This window comes from Halorubrum yunnanense (assembly GCF_026586675.1).
GTDB lineage: Archaea > Halobacteriota > Halobacteria > Halobacteriales > Haloferacaceae > Halorubrum > Halorubrum yunnanense.
Genome location: NZ_JAODIX010000032.1, coordinates 25,805 through 42,326, shown reverse-complemented (window position 1 = coordinate 42,326; position 16,522 = coordinate 25,805). Strand labels below are relative to the sequence as shown.

The following is a 16,522-nucleotide window of genomic DNA, read 5'->3' as shown; positions in this document are numbered from 1 at the left end:
GGTGCTCGGGTGGACCCTCTCGGACGGGTCAGCCGTCCACGTCGCCCTGATCGCCGTCGCGACCGGTGCCATCTGGATCGGGAGCGCCTGGCTGGAGGAGGCCGCGGAGACGCTCTCGGGGTACTACGGGTTGCCGGCGGTAGTGCAGGGGTCGGTCGTCGTCGCCGTCGGGTCGAGCTTCCCGGAGTTCGCGAGCGTCGTCATCACCGCGGCCACCGGTATCTTCGACATGGGCGTGGGCGCGCTCGTCGGCTCCGCGATCTTCAACGTCCTCGTCATCCCCGGGCTCTCCGGGTTCAGCGCCGACGGCGACCTCGAGACCAGCCGCGCGATCGTGTACAAGGAGGCGCAGTTCTACATGATCGCGGTGTCGGCGCTGGTCGTCACCTTCTCGCTCGCGGTCATCTACTTCCCCGTCTCGTCGGACCCGATCGTCGGGGAGCTGACCCGCTCCGTCGCGGCGATCCCGCTGGCGCTATACGGGCTCTACCTGTTCATCCAGTACCAAGACGTCGACGACGCGGCGATCGACCGAGTCCGGGAGGGGGTAGCGATTCGCCGCGAGTGGGGGAGGCTGGCGGCCGGGCTGCTCGTCATCGGCGTCGGCGTCGAGCGGCTGGTCGCGTCGGTCGAGTCGCTCGGGTCGGCGTTCGGCGTCCCGGAGTTCCTCGCCGGCGTCACGGTCGTCGCGGCGGCGACGAGCCTCCCGGACGCCCTCGTGAGCGTCCGGACGGCGCGCGAGGGGCGAGGCGGGACGAGCCTCGGGAACGTGCTGGGGTCGAACACGTTCGACCTGCTCGTCGCCATCCCGGTCGGGGTGTTGATCGTCGGGAGCGTCGAGGTGAACTTCTCGAGCGCCGTCCCGATGCTGGGCGTGCTCACCGTCGCGACCGTCTTGCTGTTCACGACGCTCCGGACGGACCTGTCGCTCACCGAACGAGAGTCGTCGCTGCTGCTGCTCGCGTACCTCCTGTTTATCGCGTGGGTGGTCGCCGAGACGCTCGGAGCCACGGAGCTGTTACGGGGCGTCTGACCGTCTACCGGTTCCGACCGATGATGAAGTACAGGACGAGGCCGAGCAGCTGCGCGAGGAACGCGACGATGGCCCACAGGAACGCGGGCTGGTCGCTGCGCTGCGTGGCGTCCGAGTAGGCCCAGACGATGTTGACATCCTCCTCCGCGTGAACGCGGAGGAATCCTGAGTGTTGGAGATTTCAGGTTTGCAGTTTCACCGAACCCTGACACGGTGAGAATCCGTGTGAGATTCACGGACTGTGGCGAGTGGGACTGCTGGGAGTGCCAAGCCCCCGGTACTCCTATCCTCCGTCATACAGGGACTCCCAGAGTTGTTTTTGCCTCGGGGAGTCCGGCAGACCTCGACGGACTCGGAGTTAGTTTAACGCTGCTTACAGCAGTCAACTCCGGTCGAATCCTGTGAGGGTTCGCCGGTTATCGACTGGTTCCGATTATTGCTTGGTTGCTTGGGGCGGCGAAGCCGCCATCGTAGGACGAGGTAGAATCACCCTGTTCTCGCCTGATTCCTAGCTCTTCTGAGGCGGGGGTCGAGCGGACAATAGCCTACACACTCACCGACGACGCTCTGGCGGAACCCGGCCTCCGTTCGGGTCGTTCACTGAGAGCGGCGCGTCCGCGCGGAGCCGACGTCGCGAGGGATCCGTCACGAAACATGTATATAGTAGCGATAGCGCTCTCGGCGAGAGTCAGCCGGCGTCGATACCCCACGAGAGAACGACGGCTACTACTGAGTACGGACGTGTGTGACGCCCGTTCTCGTTTGTTTTCACTTCCGATATTAGGGGCAGGTTTTAAATGTTTTCAGCCCTTACTTGTTAGTGAGGAAACCAACCGAGACGCGTCTCTCGGTCCCCTCGTTCCCTCCACCTGAACACACCAATGAGCGAAAACGTTCGAACGTACACGGCGGAGCGCGCCGACGACGAACAGGAGACCGAGTCGGCCGACGAGGAACTGCGCTGTCCCGAGTGCAGCGGCCAGCTCGCGAGCGACACGGAACACGGCGAGACCGTGTGTGTCGACTGCGGGCTCGTCGTCGAGGAGGACGAGATAGACCGCGGGCCCGAGTGGCGCGCGTTCGACTCCAAAGAGAAGGACAACAAGTCGCGCGTCGGGGCCCCGACGACGAACATGATGCACGACAAGGGCCTGTCGACGAACATCGGCTGGCAGGACAAAGACGCCTACGGTAAGTCCCTCTCCAGCCGTCAGCGCGAGAAGATGCAGCGGCTCCGCACCTGGAACGAGCGGTTCCGGACCCGGGACTCCAAAGAGCGGAACCTGAAGCAGGCGCTCGGCGAGGTCGACCGCATGGCGTCGGCGCTCGGCCTCCCGGACAACGTCCGCGAGACCGCTTCCGTCATCTACCGCCGCGCGCTCGACGAGGACCTGTTGCCGGGCCGCTCGATCGAGGGCGTCTCGACCTCGTCGCTGTACGCGGCCGCCCGGCAGGCGGGCACGCCGCGCAGCCTCGACGAGATCGCGGCCGTCTCCCGCGTCGAGAAAGACGAGATCGCCCGGACGTACCGCTACGTCGTCCGCGAGCTCAAGCTCGAGATCCAGCCCGCGGACCCCGAGAGCTACGTCCCGCGGTTCGCCTCCGACCTCGGCCTCTCCGACGAGGCCGAGCGCCGCGCCCGGTCGCTGCTCGGCACCGCGAAGTCGCAGGGGATCCACTCCGGTAAGTCGCCGGTGGGGCTCGCGGCCGCCGCCGTGTACGCCGCCTCCCTGCTGGTCAACGAGAAGGTGACCCAGAGCGAGGTCAGCGACGTCGCGAACATCAGCGAGGTCACCATCCGGAACCGCTACCACGAGCTGCTGGAGGCCGAAGACGGCGTCGCGCTGAACTGATCGGCACGCCGGGAGTTCGTTTCGACCGCTTTTCCGAACGCCCAAGCCCGCGCGGACCGAGCGGCGCGTATGGAGACCACTCGTCACTTCACCGCGACGACCTACGTCGTCAACGACGGCGCCACAGCGCTCCACGCCCACGAGCGGCTCGGCATCCGACTTCCGCCAGGCGGCCACGTCGACCGCGACGAACTGCCCCACGAGGCGGCGCTCCGCGAGGTCCGCGAGGAGACCGGGCTCGAGGCCGAGCTGGCCGCGACGCGGTCCCCTATCGAGGGGCCGAACACGCGCGGCCTCCCGGAGCCGGCCCACCTCATGCTCCACGACATCAACGTCCACGAGGACGGGTCGGTGGGGCACCAGCACGTCGATCACCTCTACTACGCCCGCGTCGGCTCCCGCGATATCGCGCCGGACGGCCACGACGAGGTCGACCCGGACGGCTGGCGGTGGTACACGCCGGCCGAGCTGGCCGCGAGCGACCTACAGCCGGACGTGATCGACCTCGGGCGCGAGGCAATCGCGACCGTCGAGGACGCGTAGTCGACCGACTGCGCGATGAGTCGGTCGGCCGAATCCCCGACTGACGCGCATACCGCCTCCGACCGATCCCCGCCCGATCGGCGTCAGACGACCGTCTCACGGTCCGGAAGGTATTTGGGTCGTTGCAGGCGACATGGACCAACATGGACGCAGAGCGACGATCGGAGATCACCGGGTGGAACTCCCGCGAGTTCTCGGAGGGGTTCGCCGAGCTCGAGCGCCTCGTCGACGGCGGGTTCTCCGGCGCGGTGACCGACGGCGCGGCGTGGCTGTTCGTGTTCGAGGGCCGCGTCGTTGGGGCAGTCGACGGCGACTTGGAGGCGTTCGCGGCGGCCTCCGGCACGCTGTACGAGGCCCCCGAGGCGGTCCTCCCGGTCCTGTTCGCCATGCAGGAGCGGGGGGGCGAGCCGCGGGCGAAGTACTACACGAACGACACCCCGCTCTCGGAGGCGGACCGCAAGCTCTCGCAGGGCGGCTTCACCGGCTACGTCGAGCTGTCGGAGAACGTACTCTCGGGAGACTACTACGTCACGTACACGGCCGGCGACTCGATGGCCGCCGCGTACGTCGGTAACTCTCGACGCCTCGAGACCGGCGAGGAGGCGTTCTCGCTGGCCGACGACGAGGTCGGGATCTACACCGTCTACGAGGTCGACTTGGACGTCCGGGAGCTCCCCTCCCGCGGCTCGGACGCCGGGAGTCCCGGCGCAGCCGGAAGTGATGCGGGAGCCGACGGCGACGCGGCAGGCGGCGCGTCGGCGGGCGCGGCCACGGGCGACGAGGAAGGCGGCGACGAGGCAGACGACAAGTCGATCGACCGCCGGTCCGCATCCGCCGAGCCGGCGGACGCCGAGACGGACGGCGTCGAGGAGACGCGAACGTCCGGGGTCACCGGGCGGGAGTCGACGGACGGAAGTCGGGACTCCGCCGCTCGGAGCCGGGACCGGTCCGCCGGCGACGATCGCCCGTCGTCCGTCGAGATCGAGGCGGCGGGCGGTCGCGACGACGACGGCGGGTCGCGGGATCCGAGCGAGGTGTCGAGCGAGGGCCCCCCCGTCGCGGACGAGCCGTCGGCGAGCGACTCCGACGGCGCCGGGGACGCCGCCGCGCGCTCGGACGACGCTCCCGCCGGTCGAGATCGGGACGCCGAGGCCGCCGGCCGGGACCGCGTCGGCGACGAGGACGACGCGACCCGCCCGGACGACGACGTGTTCTCCGAGGAGGAGCAGTGGCGCGAGCAGAAGTCGATCCCCGCGCTGGACCCCTCGGAGGCGAGCGACCCGCCGGGGGGCGGCGACGGCAACGGGGCGTCCCCGACCCGGGGCTCGCCCCAGTCGCGCGGGTCGAACGGGGCGATGCGCCGCGAAGACGCCGGGCAGCCCGCGGACTCCCGGACCGACTCGTCGCCTGAGCCGCGCTCGACCGGTGAGACCGGCTCGAACCGGTCGGCCGTCTCGCAGCGCTCGCGCCGCTCCGGCGAGTCTCGCGGCGAGGCGTCGGGACGGGAGCGCCTCCGGGAGCTGGAGAGCGAGCTGGAGGAGTCCGAGCGGGAGCGCGAGGAGTTGGCCTCGGAGCTGGAGGAAACCGCCGCGGAGCGAGACGATATCGAGGGCGAGCGCGACCGGCTGGCGTCCGAGGTCGACCGCCTGGAGTCGGAGGTCTCGACGCTCCGCGAGGAGCGCGACCGCCTGCGCGACGAGCTCTCGTCGGCCCGGGACCGGCTCCCAGAGAGCGACCGGTCGCTCTCGCCCGGGGAGGCCCGGAGCGGGACGAACCTCTTCGTGAGGTACGACTCCAAGGGCGGGGCGACGCTGGAGGACGCCCACGACGGGGCGGTGGACCGCGAGGAACTCCGCGAGAACCTCCGAATCGAACACCACACGAGCTTCGAGACCGAGGGGCTCGCGGTCGAGGGGCGGCCGTACGAGGAGTTCCTGCGGGGGACGATCGAGTACGGGTTCACCCGGTGGCTCGTCGAGGACCTCCCGTTCGAGGTGAGCGGGACCGGCAACCAGAGCGTCCTCCGCGACCTCTACGACGCGGTCCCCGAGATCGACCGCGCGGAGATCGGCGGGTCGGTGTCGATCGCGATCCGCGAGAACGGCGAGGAGACGCGTGAGCAGCGCGCGTTCGACCTCGTGTTGCGCGACCGAATGGGGAACCCCCTGTTCGTCGCCGACCTGAACGACAGCCGGGACCCGACCGCGGAGGGGACCCTGGAGTCACTTGTGGGTAACGGGCGCGACATCGCCGAGTCGAACGAGTCGTTCGCGGCGGCGTTCGCGGTGACGGAGAGCTTCTTCGAGCCGGGCGCGTTAGAGACCGCGAGCGGCGCCGTCGGCGGCGGGCTGTTCAGCCGGTCGAAGCGCGCGAGCTTCGTGAAGCTCTCGCGCAAGCAGGGGTACCACCTCTGTCTGGTCGAGGCCCGCGACGGCGGCTTCCACATGACCGTCCCCGACCTGTAGACGGGCCTCTCGGGGACGAGCGAGCAGTGACGGAGAATTCGGATCGAGACCCGAGGCGCTACTGGCCGTGACGACCCGAGATCAAAACGCAAACTCTCGGCCGGTCAGACGTACGAACGCGGGGTTCAGTTCTCGAGTTCGGCAGCGTCGTCGATCCGCATGGAGCCGAGCTTCTCGACCGTCTCGTCGAGCTTCTCGTCCAGCTCGTCGACAAACTCGTGGGTCCGCTCGGTGGTGATCGCGCCCTGGCTGGAGGGCTCGATGAGGTTCTCCTCCTCGAGCACGCGCAGCGAGTAGCGGACCTTGTGGTGGGGGTAGCCGGTCTCGTTCGACATCTTCACGATGCCGATCGGCTCGTTCTCGATGACCATCCGCAGAACCTGGAGGTGGCGTTCAAGCATGTCTACCTCCTTCTCTAATCGATCTATCATGGCACATGTTAACTCGTCGTGCCCCGGTTTAAAAGTTGCTGTCGGCGACGGGGCCGGGGTTGCTCGATCGCAGCGTTCGACGTGGCAGTAGTTAACGTGTTCGATCGCCTCGGCGCCGACGGGGTCCGCGAACCGCTCGGGGCGCCCCGGCGACGGGATGCGGCGCGGGCGCGATTCTATCGCACGAACGGGGACATCTCACGGGAACCGGGCCCCGTGTGATACACGTCCGTGGGGTGATCGCGGCCGTGGACCGTAATCTGTTTTACCCCCCGGCCGGAACCTCCGGGCCGTATGACACTCACCATCGTCGGCTCCCAGCTGGGTGACGAGGGCAAGGGCGCGCTCGTCGACCGGTGGGGAGGGGACGCGGACGTCGTAGTCCGTTATCAGGGCGGCGACAACGCCGGCCACACCGTCGTCGAGGGCGGCGCGGAGTACAAGCTCTCGCTGGTACCGAGCGGGGCCGTCCGAGGCACGGTCGGGGTCCTCGGCAACGGCTGCGTCGTCAACCCGCGCACGCTGTTCACCGAGATCGACGACCTGCGCGAGCGGGGGCTCGACCCCGACGTGCGGGTCGCTCGCCGGGCGCACGTCATCATGCCGTACCACCGCGTGCTGGACGGGATCGAAGAGGAGGTCAAGGCGGACGACGACGCCGGCGACGAGGTCGGCACCACCGGCCGCGGCATCGGCCCGACGTACGAGGACAAGGCCGGACGGCGGGGGATCCGGGTCGCCGACCTGCTTGACCCCGACGTGCTCCGCGAGAAGCTCGAGTACGCCGTGCCGCAGAAGCGCGCGCTCGTCGAGGACGTGTACGGGCTCGACGCCGATGACGAGGAGTACACGGACGCGTTCGACGTCGACGCGCTCCACGAGGAGTTCGCCGCGATCGGCGAGCGCCTCGCCGAGGAGGAAATGACCGTCAACTGCTCCGATTACCTCTACCGACGCCGCGAGGCGGGCGACGAGGTCCTCTTCGAAGGCGCGCAGGGCACTCACATCGACGTCGACCACGGGAACTACCCGTTCGTTACGTCCTCGAACCCGACCGCCGGCGGCGCGGCCGTCGGCTCCGGTGTGGGCGTCACCGCGGTCGGCTCCGGCGAGGTCGTCGGCATCGTGAAGGCGTACCTCTCGCGGGTCGGCGAGGGGCCGCTTCCGACCGAGCTCGACGGCGACGCCGACGAGGAGGCGCTCGCCGACCACATCCGCGAGAAGGGCGGCGAGTTCGGCACCGTCACCGGTCGCCCCCGCCGCATCGGCTGGCTCGACCTCCCGATGCTGCGTCACGCCGCGCGCGTCTCCGGCTTCACGGGCGTCGCGGTCAATCACGTCGACGTGCTCGCCGGGCTCGACGAGCTGAAGGTGTGTACGGGGTACGAAATAGACGGGGAGACGCTCGACACCGTTCCCACCACGACCGACCGCTGGGAGCGCTGCGAGCCCGTGTTCGCGGAGCTCGACACCTGGGAGGAGTTCGACTCGGCCGCGGTCGCCGACGAGGGCTACGACGCGCTCCCGGAGGCGGCCCGCGAGTACCTGGAGTTCGTCGCCGACGAGATCGACACGCCGATCTACGCGGTCGGCGTCGGCCCCGACCGTGAGGAGACGGTCGAGCTGACGAACCCGTTCGAGGAGTAGGCGCCGGCCGGAGCTTCGGAGAACCACCGCTACGCCTGCGGATCGATCTCGTTCAGCGTCGCCACGTCTTCGTCCGTCAGCGACAGCTCCGCGGCCGCGACGTTCGATTCGAGGTGGTCGACGCTCGACGTGCCCGGGATCAGGAGGGTCACGTCCGACCGGTCGAGGAGCCACGCGAGTGCGACCTGCCGCGCCGTCGCGTCGCGGCGGTCGGCGACCTCCCCGAGCGCGCCCGCGACGCCCTCCTCGTCGACCGTGTACATCGGGCCCCACGGGATGAACCCCACGTCGTTGCGCTCGCAGGCACGCAACACGTCTTCGTCGTCGCGGTGGCCGACGTTGTACCGGTTCTGAACGGTGGCGATATCGACGATCTCCATCCCGGTCTCGAGCTGCTCGACGGTGACGTTCGAGAGCCCGACGTGAGCGATCTGGCCGGCGTCTTTCATCTCCGCGAACGCGTGGACGGACTCCTCGAAGTCGGTGTCGGGGTCCGGGCGGTGGAACTGATACAGGTCGATCGTGTCGGTCCCGAGTCGATCGAGGCTACACAGGACCTGATTCTTCAGGAACTCCGGGTCGCCGTGGGGGAGCCAGTCGCCCTCGCGGTTGCGGAGCAGGCCGGCCTTCGAGGCGACGACGACGTCGTCGGAGTCGCCGAGCGCCTCGCCGATCAGCCGCTCCGAGACGCCCGGGCCGTAAGAGTCGGCGGTATCAATAAAATCGACGCCGAGGTCGACGGCTCGTTGGAGGACCGTCTTGGCCTCGTCCTCGTCGTGGGGGCGACCGACGATGTCCTCGCCCGTGATCCGCATCGCGCCGAAGCCGAGGCGGTCGACGGTCAGGTCGCCGCCGATGTCGAACGTGTCGCTCCGGGTCGCGGTGTCTGAAGCCATAATCGAGCGTTCGCGTGCCACGTGGAAAGCCGTGGGGATGGCGGAAGGATCGCCGCCGGAGGGCCGCGGTCCGCCGTCCGGAGCGCTCGCCCGTCTTGCGCGCGTCGCTACTCATAAACCGTCCCCGTCCGATTGTTCGGTATGGACGCCGAGCGCGAGGTACTCGACGTGTTGGCGCGGAACGCCCGCGAGGACATCGACGACATCGCGGCCCAGACGGGCCTCGACGCCGACGCGGTAGCGGCGGCGATCGACGCGCTGGAGGGGGACAACGTGGTCCACGGCTATCAGGCCGTCGTCGACTGGGACCGCGTCGACGAGGGGAAGATCCGCGCGGTCGCCGAGATCAACGTGGAGCTCGACCGCGAGACCGGCTACGAGCAGGTCGCCGACCGGATCGCCAAGTTCCCGGCGGTCGACGCCCTCCACCTCGTCTCCGGCGACTACGACTTCGCCGTCGAGGTGCTCGGCGAGACGATGGAGGACGTCTCCCGGTTCATCTCCGAGCAGGTCGCGCCCATGCCCGAGGTCACCCAGACGGTGACCCACTACATCATGGAGACGTACAAGGACGGCGGGGTGCGGTTCGAGGACGGCGACGACGACGACCGCCTCTCAGTCTCGCCATGAGGCTGTCCGACCGCGCCAACGACCTCCCGGAGTCGGGGATCCGGAAGTTCTTCGAGCTCGCGGAGGCGCGCGACGACGTGATATCGCTGGGCGTCGGCGAGCCCGACTTCTCCGCGCCGTGGGCGGCCCGCACCGCCGCGATCGACTCGCTCGAGCGCGGGAAGACCTCCTACACGTCGAACCGGGGGATGGCCGCGCTCCGCGAGCGGATCGCAGACCACCACGAGCGCTACGACCAGTCGTACGACCCGACCGACGAGACCCTCGTCACGACCGGGGCGAGCGAGGCGGTCGACCTCGCGTTCCGCGCGCTCGTCGACCCCGGCGACACGGTTGCGGTCCACGAGCCGACGTACATCTCTTACGGGCCGGGGATCGAACTCGCGGGCGGCGAGCGGCTGACGGTCCCCACCCGGGCCGCGGACGACTTCGCGCTCACGCGGGAGTCGCTGGAAGCGGCGGGCGCCGCCGACGCGGACCTCCTCGTCTGCTGTTACCCGAACAACCCCACGGGCGCGACGATGACGGACGAGGAGATGGCCGAGGTCGCGGCGTTCTGCCGCGACGAGGATCTCAGGGTGGTCGCCGACGAGATATACGCCGCGCTCACCTACGGCGCCGACCACAGCTCGATCGCCACGCAGCCGGGGATGCGCGAGCGCACCGTCGTCGTCAACGGCTTCTCGAAGGCGTACGCCATGACCGGCCTCCGGCTCGGCTACGCGCTGGGGCCGAGCGAGGCAATCGACGCGATGAACCGGATCCACCAGTACACGATGCTGTCGGCGCCGACGACGCCCCAGTACGCGGCGTGCGAGGCGCTCGACCACTGCGACGACGAGGTCGCGGAGATGGTCGACGAGTACAACCGCCGCCGGCGGCTGGTCGTCTCCCGGTTCAACGAGATGGGGCTCGACACGTTCGAGCCCGGCGGCGCGTTCTACGCGTTCCCCGACTGCGGCGGCGACGACGAGGCCTTCGCCGAGGCGCTGCTGGAGGCGCAGGGCGTCGCGGTCGTCCCGGGTTCCGTCTTCGGCGAAGGCGGCGAGGGGCACCTCCGGGTGTCGTACGCGACCTCGATGCGCGAGCTGAAGGAGGCCACCGACCGGATCGCGACGTTCGTGGAAGAACGGGACTGACGGGACTCGGTTGAGCTCACCGCGTGACCGATTGCGAGAGTGGACGTTACGGAGAATCGAGGAGAAAGCCCCGTGCTGTAGGCCGGGGATGAATCCGACAATCGACTACATGAGCTACCAAGGATGGGCTTTTGAGTTTGGCTTCCCTCCACTTATTAGGGTTTAAGCGTACTGTACGGTGATAGTCTTCCCCACGAACGGTACGACGGTTTCACCGTCAGACGGTCTTCGCCCAGCGACCGTGGTGGGTAACAAGACCAGAACCGGTTCGCCACGTTCTCGGTGACAATTGGACAGCTACCGTCGAAGGGTCACGCGAAAGCGTTCTTGAACCCCGAGGAAACACGGAACCTCAAACTCCACTTCGTGGAATCCTCGCCGTTTAGCGCTGGGAGGACGTCAGTCCGAAATCCCGACGCTCACTGCGGCACGAATCCTACGATCTTCAGACGGCCCGCGCGGCGTGGCATAAATAGGGAGCTTTTCATTGCCGTGTTCGCAACGTGGCCCATGGTCGAAATCACCGATTCGCTCGCGTGTCTGTTCACCGGAGAGGTCGAGGAGCGCGACGGCGATCACGTCGTCGTCGTTCCCTCCTCAGAAATCGAGCATGAGACCGTCGCTCACGACGAGACGTACCGCGTGGCACTGATAAAACGAGACGGAGGAGGCGAGGCCGCCGCCTCGACCGAGTCACGGACGGACGCGTCGGCGAACCGAGACGTGGCCGGGAACGGCACCGGGGGGTCGCGGGCCCGCTCCACCCCGGACGAGGCCGCCGGCCCACCGGTCTCCGAGGGCGACGTCCGCGAGGTCACGATCGAGACGCTGGGCGACAAGGGCGACGGGATCGCGAAGATCGAGCGCGGCTACGTCGTCATCGTCCCGGACTCCGAGCCGGGCGACGAGCCGACCGTCGAGATCACGAGCGTCCGCGAGAACGTCTCGTTCGCCGAGGTCGTCGAGGAGTAGGCGGGCCGGGGCGTCCGGTTTGACTCCACCCCTCGGTCACTCCGGCGGGTCGCTCCGCGAGAACAGCCGCCGGAGGTGCGCCGGGGAGAAGAAGGAGCTCGGGCGGTCCATGTGGACGCCGATCTCGCCCGAGAGCGCCCACAGGCCGAGTCGCTGGACCGGCTCCGGTAGCGAGTAGCACCGCCGGATACCCTTTCCGAGCAGGATCTCCCGGCCGATCGCGTCGCGCCAGCCGGACTCGTAGTCGGCGAGCGTCCCCGGGTCTGCGGGGTCGACGACGTCCGCGGCCACGTCGGCCGCGGTCATCCCGTACAGGATGCCGCCGCCGGTGAACGGCTTCGTCTGCGCCGCCGCGTCGCCGATCAGGAACGCGCGGTCCGCGGTGACGCGGTCCGGCGGGCCGACCGGGATCGCCCCGGAGCAGAACCGGTCGGTCGTCGCCCCGTACGCGTCGGTGAGCCGGTCGAACATCGCCGTGACGTCGTCGCTCGGGGGCGCCGCGAGCCCGTACTCGACGCCGGCGTCCCCCCGCGGGATCCGCCACGCGAAGAACGTCGGCGCGGTGAGGTGGACGTCGACGAGGTCGCCGTCGTCGGGCGCGTCGTCGAACGCGAGCACGCCGTGGAGGAGCTCGTCCGGCTCGGGGAGGTCGAGCGACCGGCGCACGCGGGAGGTAGGGCCGTCGCAGCCGGCGACCATCCGGCCCTCGACCGTCTCCACGTCGCCGTCCGGGGTCCGGACCTCGACGGCGACGCGGTCCGAGCGCTCGTCGACGTCGAGGACGGTGTGGTTCTCTCGCACGTCGGCGCCCGCGTCCCGCGCGCAGTCGGCGAGGGTCCGGTCGAGTCCGACGCGGTCGATGACGTTCGAGACCGGTCGATCCTTATAAAACGGGTACGCCGTCGAGCCGGGGCCGCCGACGTGGAACCGCGCCCCGTACACGCGGTTCTGGAGGAGCCGGTCGCGGGCCTCGTCGGGGACGTACTCCCACACGTCGTCGGAGACGTGCCCCGAGCAGGCCAGCGGCTCGCCGACCGTCCCCTTCTCGAAGGCGACGACGTCGCGGCCGGCCTCGGCCGCGCGCCTGGCGAACCGCGAGCCCGGGGGGCCCGCGCCGACGACGACGAAGTCGTGCATGATCGGAGCGTCGTGGCCGATACTTAAAAGTACGACGCGGCTACCTCGCGCTGTGCCCGGAGCGCGGTCCCGGGACCGCGCCTCCTCTCGGCGCCCCGGGCGGGCTTTCCCTACCGCCGCTCGGCCAGCCACGAGAGCGCCGCGTCGAGGTCCGTCTCGGGCGGCGAGCAGGTCCGGCCCTCGCAGACGTAGGCGGTCGGCTCGCCGTCGACGGCGTCGCGCCCGGCCCAGACCGGCGGCGCCTCGTCCATGCCGAGTCGGTCCAGCCACGCGTCGAGTCCCGTCTCGGTCGGCGGTCGCGGCGCGACGAGCGCCCCGGGGAGGTACCGCTCGCCGAGGGTCTCGCGCCACGCGTCCGGCACCGCGTCGGTGGCGATCGTCGCCTCGATTCCGCCCGTCTCGACGCGCTCGGCCGCCCGGACGAGCGAGACGTGCTCCAGCGGGCTCGCGCGGATCCGGTCGGCGTGGGTCGTCACGACCTGCTCCGCGATCGCGGCGAACTCGCGGTCGGTCCGGAAGCCGTCGAGCAGCGCCAGCGTTTCGGCCGCCACGCCGAGGCTCGACGGCGTCGAGCGGTCGGTGAACTCCTGCGGGCGGGCGAAGAGAGTGTCGTCTCCCCGATCGGCGCCGCCGGGGTCCCGCGTGAAGTAGATCGTTCCGTCGTCCGGGTCGTGAAACTCCGCGACGATCGCTTCGGCCAGCTCCAGCGCGAACCCGAGCGGCTCTGGGTCGCCGGTGGCGGCGTAGACGTCGAGCGCGCCGCGCGCGAGGAACGCGTAGTCGTCGAGATACCCCGGTCCGCGGACGTCGCCGTCGAGCCATCGCCGGGCGAGCTCGCCGGAGCTCTCGTCGTACAGCCGGTCGCGACAGAAGTCGAGCGCCTCGCGGGCGATCTCGACGTACGGCTCGCCGAGGGGCCCGGCCGCGCTCGCGAACGCGGAGATCGCCCGGCCGTTCCACGAGGCAAGCACCTTCTCGTCGCGGGCGGGACGCGGGCGCGATTCCCGGGACTCGAACAGCGCGACGCGAGCGTCGGTCAGGCGCTCTCGGACCTCCTCGGCCGACAGATCGTGCTCGTCGGCGAGGTCCGAGACAGACGCCGCGACCGTCGGCACGGTCGTGCCGCGCTCGAAGTTCCCGCCCGGCTCGATCCCCCATCGGTCCTTCGCCAGCGAGGCGGCCGGCTCGTCGAGGACCGCGTCGACCTCGCCGGGCGTCCAGACGTAGAAGGCCCCCTCGACGTCAGCGTGTCCGCTTCCGTCGTCGCTCGCGTCTCCCCGCCGGCTTTCGGGGGGCGCGCTCCGCGCGTCGAGCGTGCCGAAGAAGCCGCCCTCGTCGTGGCGGAGCTCCCGGTCGAGGAACGCGAGCGTCTCGCTCGCGACGCGGGCGTACGTCGGGTCGGCGGTCAGGCGGTACCCGTCGAGGTACACCAGGGGAAGCTCCGCGTTGTCGTACAGCATCTTCTCGAAGTGCGGGACGGTCCACTGGCGATCGGTCGCGTACCGGTGGAAGCCGCCGCCGACCTGGTCGTACATCCCGCCGCGGGCCATCCCGTCGAGGGTTCCGGTCGCGGCCGCGAGCGCGGCGTCCCGGCCGCTCCGAGCGGAGGCGCGCATGAGCAGGTCGACCCGGCCCGGCATCGGGAACTTCGCGCCGCCGCTCCCGAACCCGCCGTACTCGTCGTCGTAGCCGCGGACCGCGGCGGCGGCCGCCTCGTCGAGGAGGTCGGCACCGGGAGGTTCGCTCCCGCTCGCGCCGTCCGCGACGTTCGGCTCGGGGACCGACTCCAGCTCGTCGCGGGCGCTCGTCGTCCACTGCTCGGCGCGGCGCTCCATCTCCTCTCGCTGCTCGGGGTCCGCCCACGAGTCGGCGATGCGCTCGCACAGGTCGCGGAACCCCGGCTGGTTCCGGCGCGGCTCGGGCGGGAAGTACGTCCCGACGTAGAACGGCTTGCCCTCCGGCGTACACCACGCGGAGAGCGGCCAACCGCCCCCGCCCGTGACGAGCTGGGAGACGGTCATGAACGTGCTGTCGACGTCGGGGCGCTCCTCGCGGTCGACCTTCACCGGCACGAACGAGTCGTTGAGCACCTCGGCGACCCCCTCGTCCTCGAAGCTCTCCTCGGCCATCACGTGACACCAGTGACAGGAAGAGTAGCCGATAGAGACGAACACCGGGACGTCGTGCTCGCGGGCGCGCTCGAACGCCGCGTCGCCCCACGGCTGCCAGTGGACCGGGTTGTCGGCGTGCTGCTGGAGGTACGGGCTCGCCTCGTCCGCGAGGCGGTTCCGCTCCGTCGGCTGTGACATACCTCCGGTTCGCCCCGGCGAGGCAAAAAGCCGTCACACGAGCCACGCGAGCGAGGCCCGCTCCGGGGTCCGATCCACGTCTGTGGCTATCTGCTTGCGTGCGGAAAGTAAAGCTTACACTACCGTGTACTCATCCGTCGGATATGACCGAGACCGTACTGCTGGTGGGGGGCGGCGGACGCGAGCACGCGATCGCCCGCGCGGTCGCCGACGACTGCGCGCTGTACGCCTGCGCGAGCAACCGAAACCCGGGCATCCGCCGGCTCGCCGACGGCTTCGAGTCGATCGACGAGACCGACGCCGAGGCAGTCGCCGAGTACGCGACGGCGGTGGGCGCGGATCTGGCGGTGATCGGCCCCGAGTCCGCGCTCGCGGCGGGCGTCGCGGACGCGCTCGACGACGCCGGGGTGTACGCGTTCGGCCCGCGGGCCGAGGAGGCGCGCCTGGAGACGGACAAGGCGTACCAGCGCGAGTTCATGGACGAAGCCGACATTCCCGGCTGTCCGGACTACGAAGTGTTCGACGACACGGAGGCCGCCTGCGACTACATCGACGCCTACGACGGCGACCTCGCGGTGAAGCCGGCCGGGCTCACGGGCGGGAAGGGAGTGAAGGTGATCGGCGACCAGGTGACCCCCGAGGAGGCGAAGACGTACCTCCGCGACTCCGACTACGACCGCGTCGTGTTGGAAGAACGGCTCGTCGGCGAGGAGTTCACGATACAGGCGTTCGTCGCGAACGGCGACGTCCGGACGACGCCCGCGGTCCAAGACCACAAGCGCGCCTACGAGGGCGACGAGGGCCCGAACACCGGCGGGATGGGCTCGTACACGGACACGGACCTCTCGCTCCCGTTCATGGGCGAGGGCGACTACGCCGACGCGGTCGACGTGCTGGAGGCGGTCGTCGAGGCGCTCCCCGACTACAAGGGCGTCCTCTACGGGCAGTTCATGCTCACCAACGAGGGGCCGAAGGTCGTCGAGTTCAACGCGCGCTTCGGCGACCCGGAGGCGATGAACACGCTGCCGGCGTTGGACACCCCGTTCATCGACGTGCTGACGGCCGCGCGGGAGGAGACCGATCTCCCCGACCTCTCCTTCTCCGGCGAGGCGACCGTGTGTAAGTACGCCGTTCCGGACGGCTACCCGGTCGACCCCGACGCGGGCGCGCGGATCGCGGTCGACGAGGAGAGCGTCGGCGATGCGCTGCTCTACTACGCCAGCGTCGACGAGCGCGACGACGGGCTGTACACGACCACGTCCCGGTCGTTCGCGGTCGTCGGCCGCGGCGGCTCGATCGACGCCGCGGAGCGACAGGCCGAGGCGGGACTCTCGGCCGCCGGCGACGGCCTGCGAATCCGCCACGACGTGGGGAAGGCCGCTCTCGTCGAGCGCCGGATCGAGCACATGAACGAGTTGCGGGGGTAGTCGCGGCCTCGCACGTCCCCGCGTCCGGCCGCCGAGCGCG

General features: G+C 69.9%; 14 protein-coding genes. 9 read left to right on the top strand and 5 right to left on the bottom strand.

Translation table 11 applies throughout. From position 1 onward, the window contains the following. Nucleotide 1 precedes the first annotated feature (1 nt). Nucleotides 2-1,033 carry a sodium:calcium antiporter gene (locus tag N5096_RS09030; protein ID WP_267664105.1) on the top strand — a complete coding sequence of 344 codons (1,032 nt, stop codon included), beginning with the start codon at nucleotides 2-4 and terminating at the stop codon, nucleotides 1,031-1,033. 4 nt (nucleotides 1,034-1,037) lie between these two features. Here the strand turns inward: N5096_RS09030 and N5096_RS09025 are convergent, their stop codons facing one another. Next, on the bottom strand, nucleotides 1,038-1,163 hold the full coding sequence (locus N5096_RS09025) for a PLDc N-terminal domain-containing protein (protein ID WP_267664180.1): 126 nt from the start codon (nucleotides 1,161-1,163) through the stop codon (nucleotides 1,038-1,040). Between the two features lie 751 nt (nucleotides 1,164-1,914). Here N5096_RS09025 and N5096_RS09020 point away from each other — a divergent pair. From N5096_RS09020 to N5096_RS09010, 3 genes are all read left to right on the top strand, one after another. Beyond that, nucleotides 1,915-2,886, top strand: coding sequence for a transcription initiation factor IIB (locus tag N5096_RS09020; protein ID WP_267664103.1), 972 nt, complete (start codon nucleotides 1,915-1,917; stop codon nucleotides 2,884-2,886). A 69-nt stretch (nucleotides 2,887-2,955) separates the two neighbouring features. After that, entirely contained in the window at nucleotides 2,956-3,429 is a 474-nt protein-coding gene (locus N5096_RS09015) for an NUDIX hydrolase (protein WP_267664102.1), read from the top strand. Between the two features lie 143 nt (nucleotides 3,430-3,572). Beyond that, the gene (locus N5096_RS09010; RefSeq protein ID WP_267664101.1) at nucleotides 3,573-5,894 is read left to right on the top strand and encodes a DUF7527 domain-containing protein; all 2,322 of its coding nucleotides are present in this window, start codon (nucleotides 3,573-3,575) and stop codon (nucleotides 5,892-5,894) included. A 125-nt stretch (nucleotides 5,895-6,019) separates the two neighbouring features. Here N5096_RS09010 and N5096_RS09005 read toward each other — a convergent pair whose 3' ends face one another. Further along, entirely contained in the window at nucleotides 6,020-6,325 is a 306-nt protein-coding gene (locus tag N5096_RS09005; protein ID WP_004595838.1) for a hypothetical protein, read from the bottom strand. Between the two features lie 294 nt (nucleotides 6,326-6,619). Between N5096_RS09005 and N5096_RS09000 the strand changes: the two genes are divergently transcribed. After that, the gene (locus tag N5096_RS09000; protein WP_267664089.1) at nucleotides 6,620-7,972 is read left to right on the top strand and encodes an adenylosuccinate synthase; all 1,353 of its coding nucleotides are present in this window, start codon (nucleotides 6,620-6,622) and stop codon (nucleotides 7,970-7,972) included. A gap of 29 nt (nucleotides 7,973-8,001) precedes the next feature. Here the strand turns inward: N5096_RS09000 and N5096_RS08995 are convergent, their stop codons facing one another. Then, a complete protein-coding gene (locus N5096_RS08995; RefSeq protein WP_267664087.1) occupies nucleotides 8,002-8,868 on the bottom strand; it encodes an aldo/keto reductase in 867 nt (288 codons plus the stop codon). Between the two features lie 141 nt (nucleotides 8,869-9,009). Between N5096_RS08995 and N5096_RS08990 the strand changes: the two genes are divergently transcribed. From N5096_RS08990 to N5096_RS08980, 3 genes are all read left to right on the top strand, one after another. Next, a complete protein-coding gene (locus tag N5096_RS08990; protein WP_267664086.1) occupies nucleotides 9,010-9,498 on the top strand; it encodes an Lrp/AsnC family transcriptional regulator in 489 nt (162 codons plus the stop codon). Then, nucleotides 9,495-10,637 carry a pyridoxal phosphate-dependent aminotransferase gene (locus tag N5096_RS08985; RefSeq protein WP_267664084.1) on the top strand — a complete coding sequence of 381 codons (1,143 nt, stop codon included), beginning with the start codon at nucleotides 9,495-9,497 and terminating at the stop codon, nucleotides 10,635-10,637. The genes N5096_RS08990 and N5096_RS08985 overlap by 4 nt, the downstream gene beginning before the upstream one ends. 510 nt (nucleotides 10,638-11,147) lie before the next feature. Beyond that, the gene (locus N5096_RS08980) at nucleotides 11,148-11,609 is read left to right on the top strand and encodes a TRAM domain-containing protein (protein WP_267664082.1); all 462 of its coding nucleotides are present in this window, start codon (nucleotides 11,148-11,150) and stop codon (nucleotides 11,607-11,609) included. Between the two features lie 36 nt (nucleotides 11,610-11,645). On the opposite strand, the gene N5096_RS08975 is transcribed toward N5096_RS08980, so the two are convergent. Continuing rightward, the gene (locus tag N5096_RS08975; protein ID WP_267664080.1) at nucleotides 11,646-12,746 is read right to left on the bottom strand and encodes a geranylgeranyl reductase family protein; all 1,101 of its coding nucleotides are present in this window, start codon (nucleotides 12,744-12,746) and stop codon (nucleotides 11,646-11,648) included. Nucleotides 12,747-12,856: 110 nt separating this feature from the next. Continuing rightward, complete coding sequence (locus N5096_RS08970) at nucleotides 12,857-15,055, bottom strand: thioredoxin domain-containing protein (protein WP_267664078.1); 2,199 nt, start codon at nucleotides 15,053-15,055, stop codon at nucleotides 12,857-12,859. Nucleotides 15,056-15,198: 143 nt separating this feature from the next. Here N5096_RS08970 and purD point away from each other — a divergent pair, with 143 nt between their 5' ends. Continuing rightward, nucleotides 15,199-16,482 (top strand): phosphoribosylamine--glycine ligase, encoded by a 1,284-nt coding sequence (gene purD / locus N5096_RS08965; RefSeq protein ID WP_267664077.1) that lies wholly within the window; start codon nucleotides 15,199-15,201, stop codon nucleotides 16,480-16,482. Nucleotides 16,483-16,522 lie beyond the last annotated feature (40 nt).

What these genes read in the sequence shown, in the direction of transcription:
- N5096_RS09020 (WP_267664103.1), top strand. Translation starts at nt 1,915, where the DNA reads ATGAGCGAAAACGTTCGAACGTACACGGCGGAGCGCGCCGACGACGAA.
- N5096_RS08990 (WP_267664086.1), top strand. Translation starts at nt 9,010, where the DNA reads ATGGACGCCGAGCGCGAGGTACTCGACGTGTTGGCGCGGAACGCCCGC.
- N5096_RS09010 (WP_267664101.1), top strand. Translation starts at nt 3,573, where the DNA reads ATGGACGCAGAGCGACGATCGGAGATCACCGGGTGGAACTCCCGCGAG.
- N5096_RS08995 (WP_267664087.1), bottom strand. Translation starts at nt 8,868, where the DNA reads ATGGCTTCAGACACCGCGACCCGGAGCGACACGTTCGACATCGGCGGC.
- N5096_RS08975 (WP_267664080.1), bottom strand. Translation starts at nt 12,746, where the DNA reads ATGCACGACTTCGTCGTCGTCGGCGCGGGCCCCCCGGGCTCGCGGTTC.
- N5096_RS09015 (WP_267664102.1), top strand. Translation starts at nt 2,956, where the DNA reads ATGGAGACCACTCGTCACTTCACCGCGACGACCTACGTCGTCAACGAC.
- N5096_RS09000 (WP_267664089.1), top strand. Translation starts at nt 6,620, where the DNA reads ATGACACTCACCATCGTCGGCTCCCAGCTGGGTGACGAGGGCAAGGGC.
- N5096_RS08980 (WP_267664082.1), top strand. Translation starts at nt 11,148, where the DNA reads ATGGTCGAAATCACCGATTCGCTCGCGTGTCTGTTCACCGGAGAGGTC.
- N5096_RS08970 (WP_267664078.1), bottom strand. Translation starts at nt 15,055, where the DNA reads ATGTCACAGCCGACGGAGCGGAACCGCCTCGCGGACGAGGCGAGCCCG.
- purD (WP_267664077.1), top strand. Translation starts at nt 15,199, where the DNA reads ATGACCGAGACCGTACTGCTGGTGGGGGGCGGCGGACGCGAGCACGCG.
- N5096_RS09005 (WP_004595838.1), bottom strand. Translation starts at nt 6,325, where the DNA reads ATGATAGATCGATTAGAGAAGGAGGTAGACATGCTTGAACGCCACCTC.
- N5096_RS08985 (WP_267664084.1), top strand. Translation starts at nt 9,495, where the DNA reads ATGAGGCTGTCCGACCGCGCCAACGACCTCCCGGAGTCGGGGATCCGG.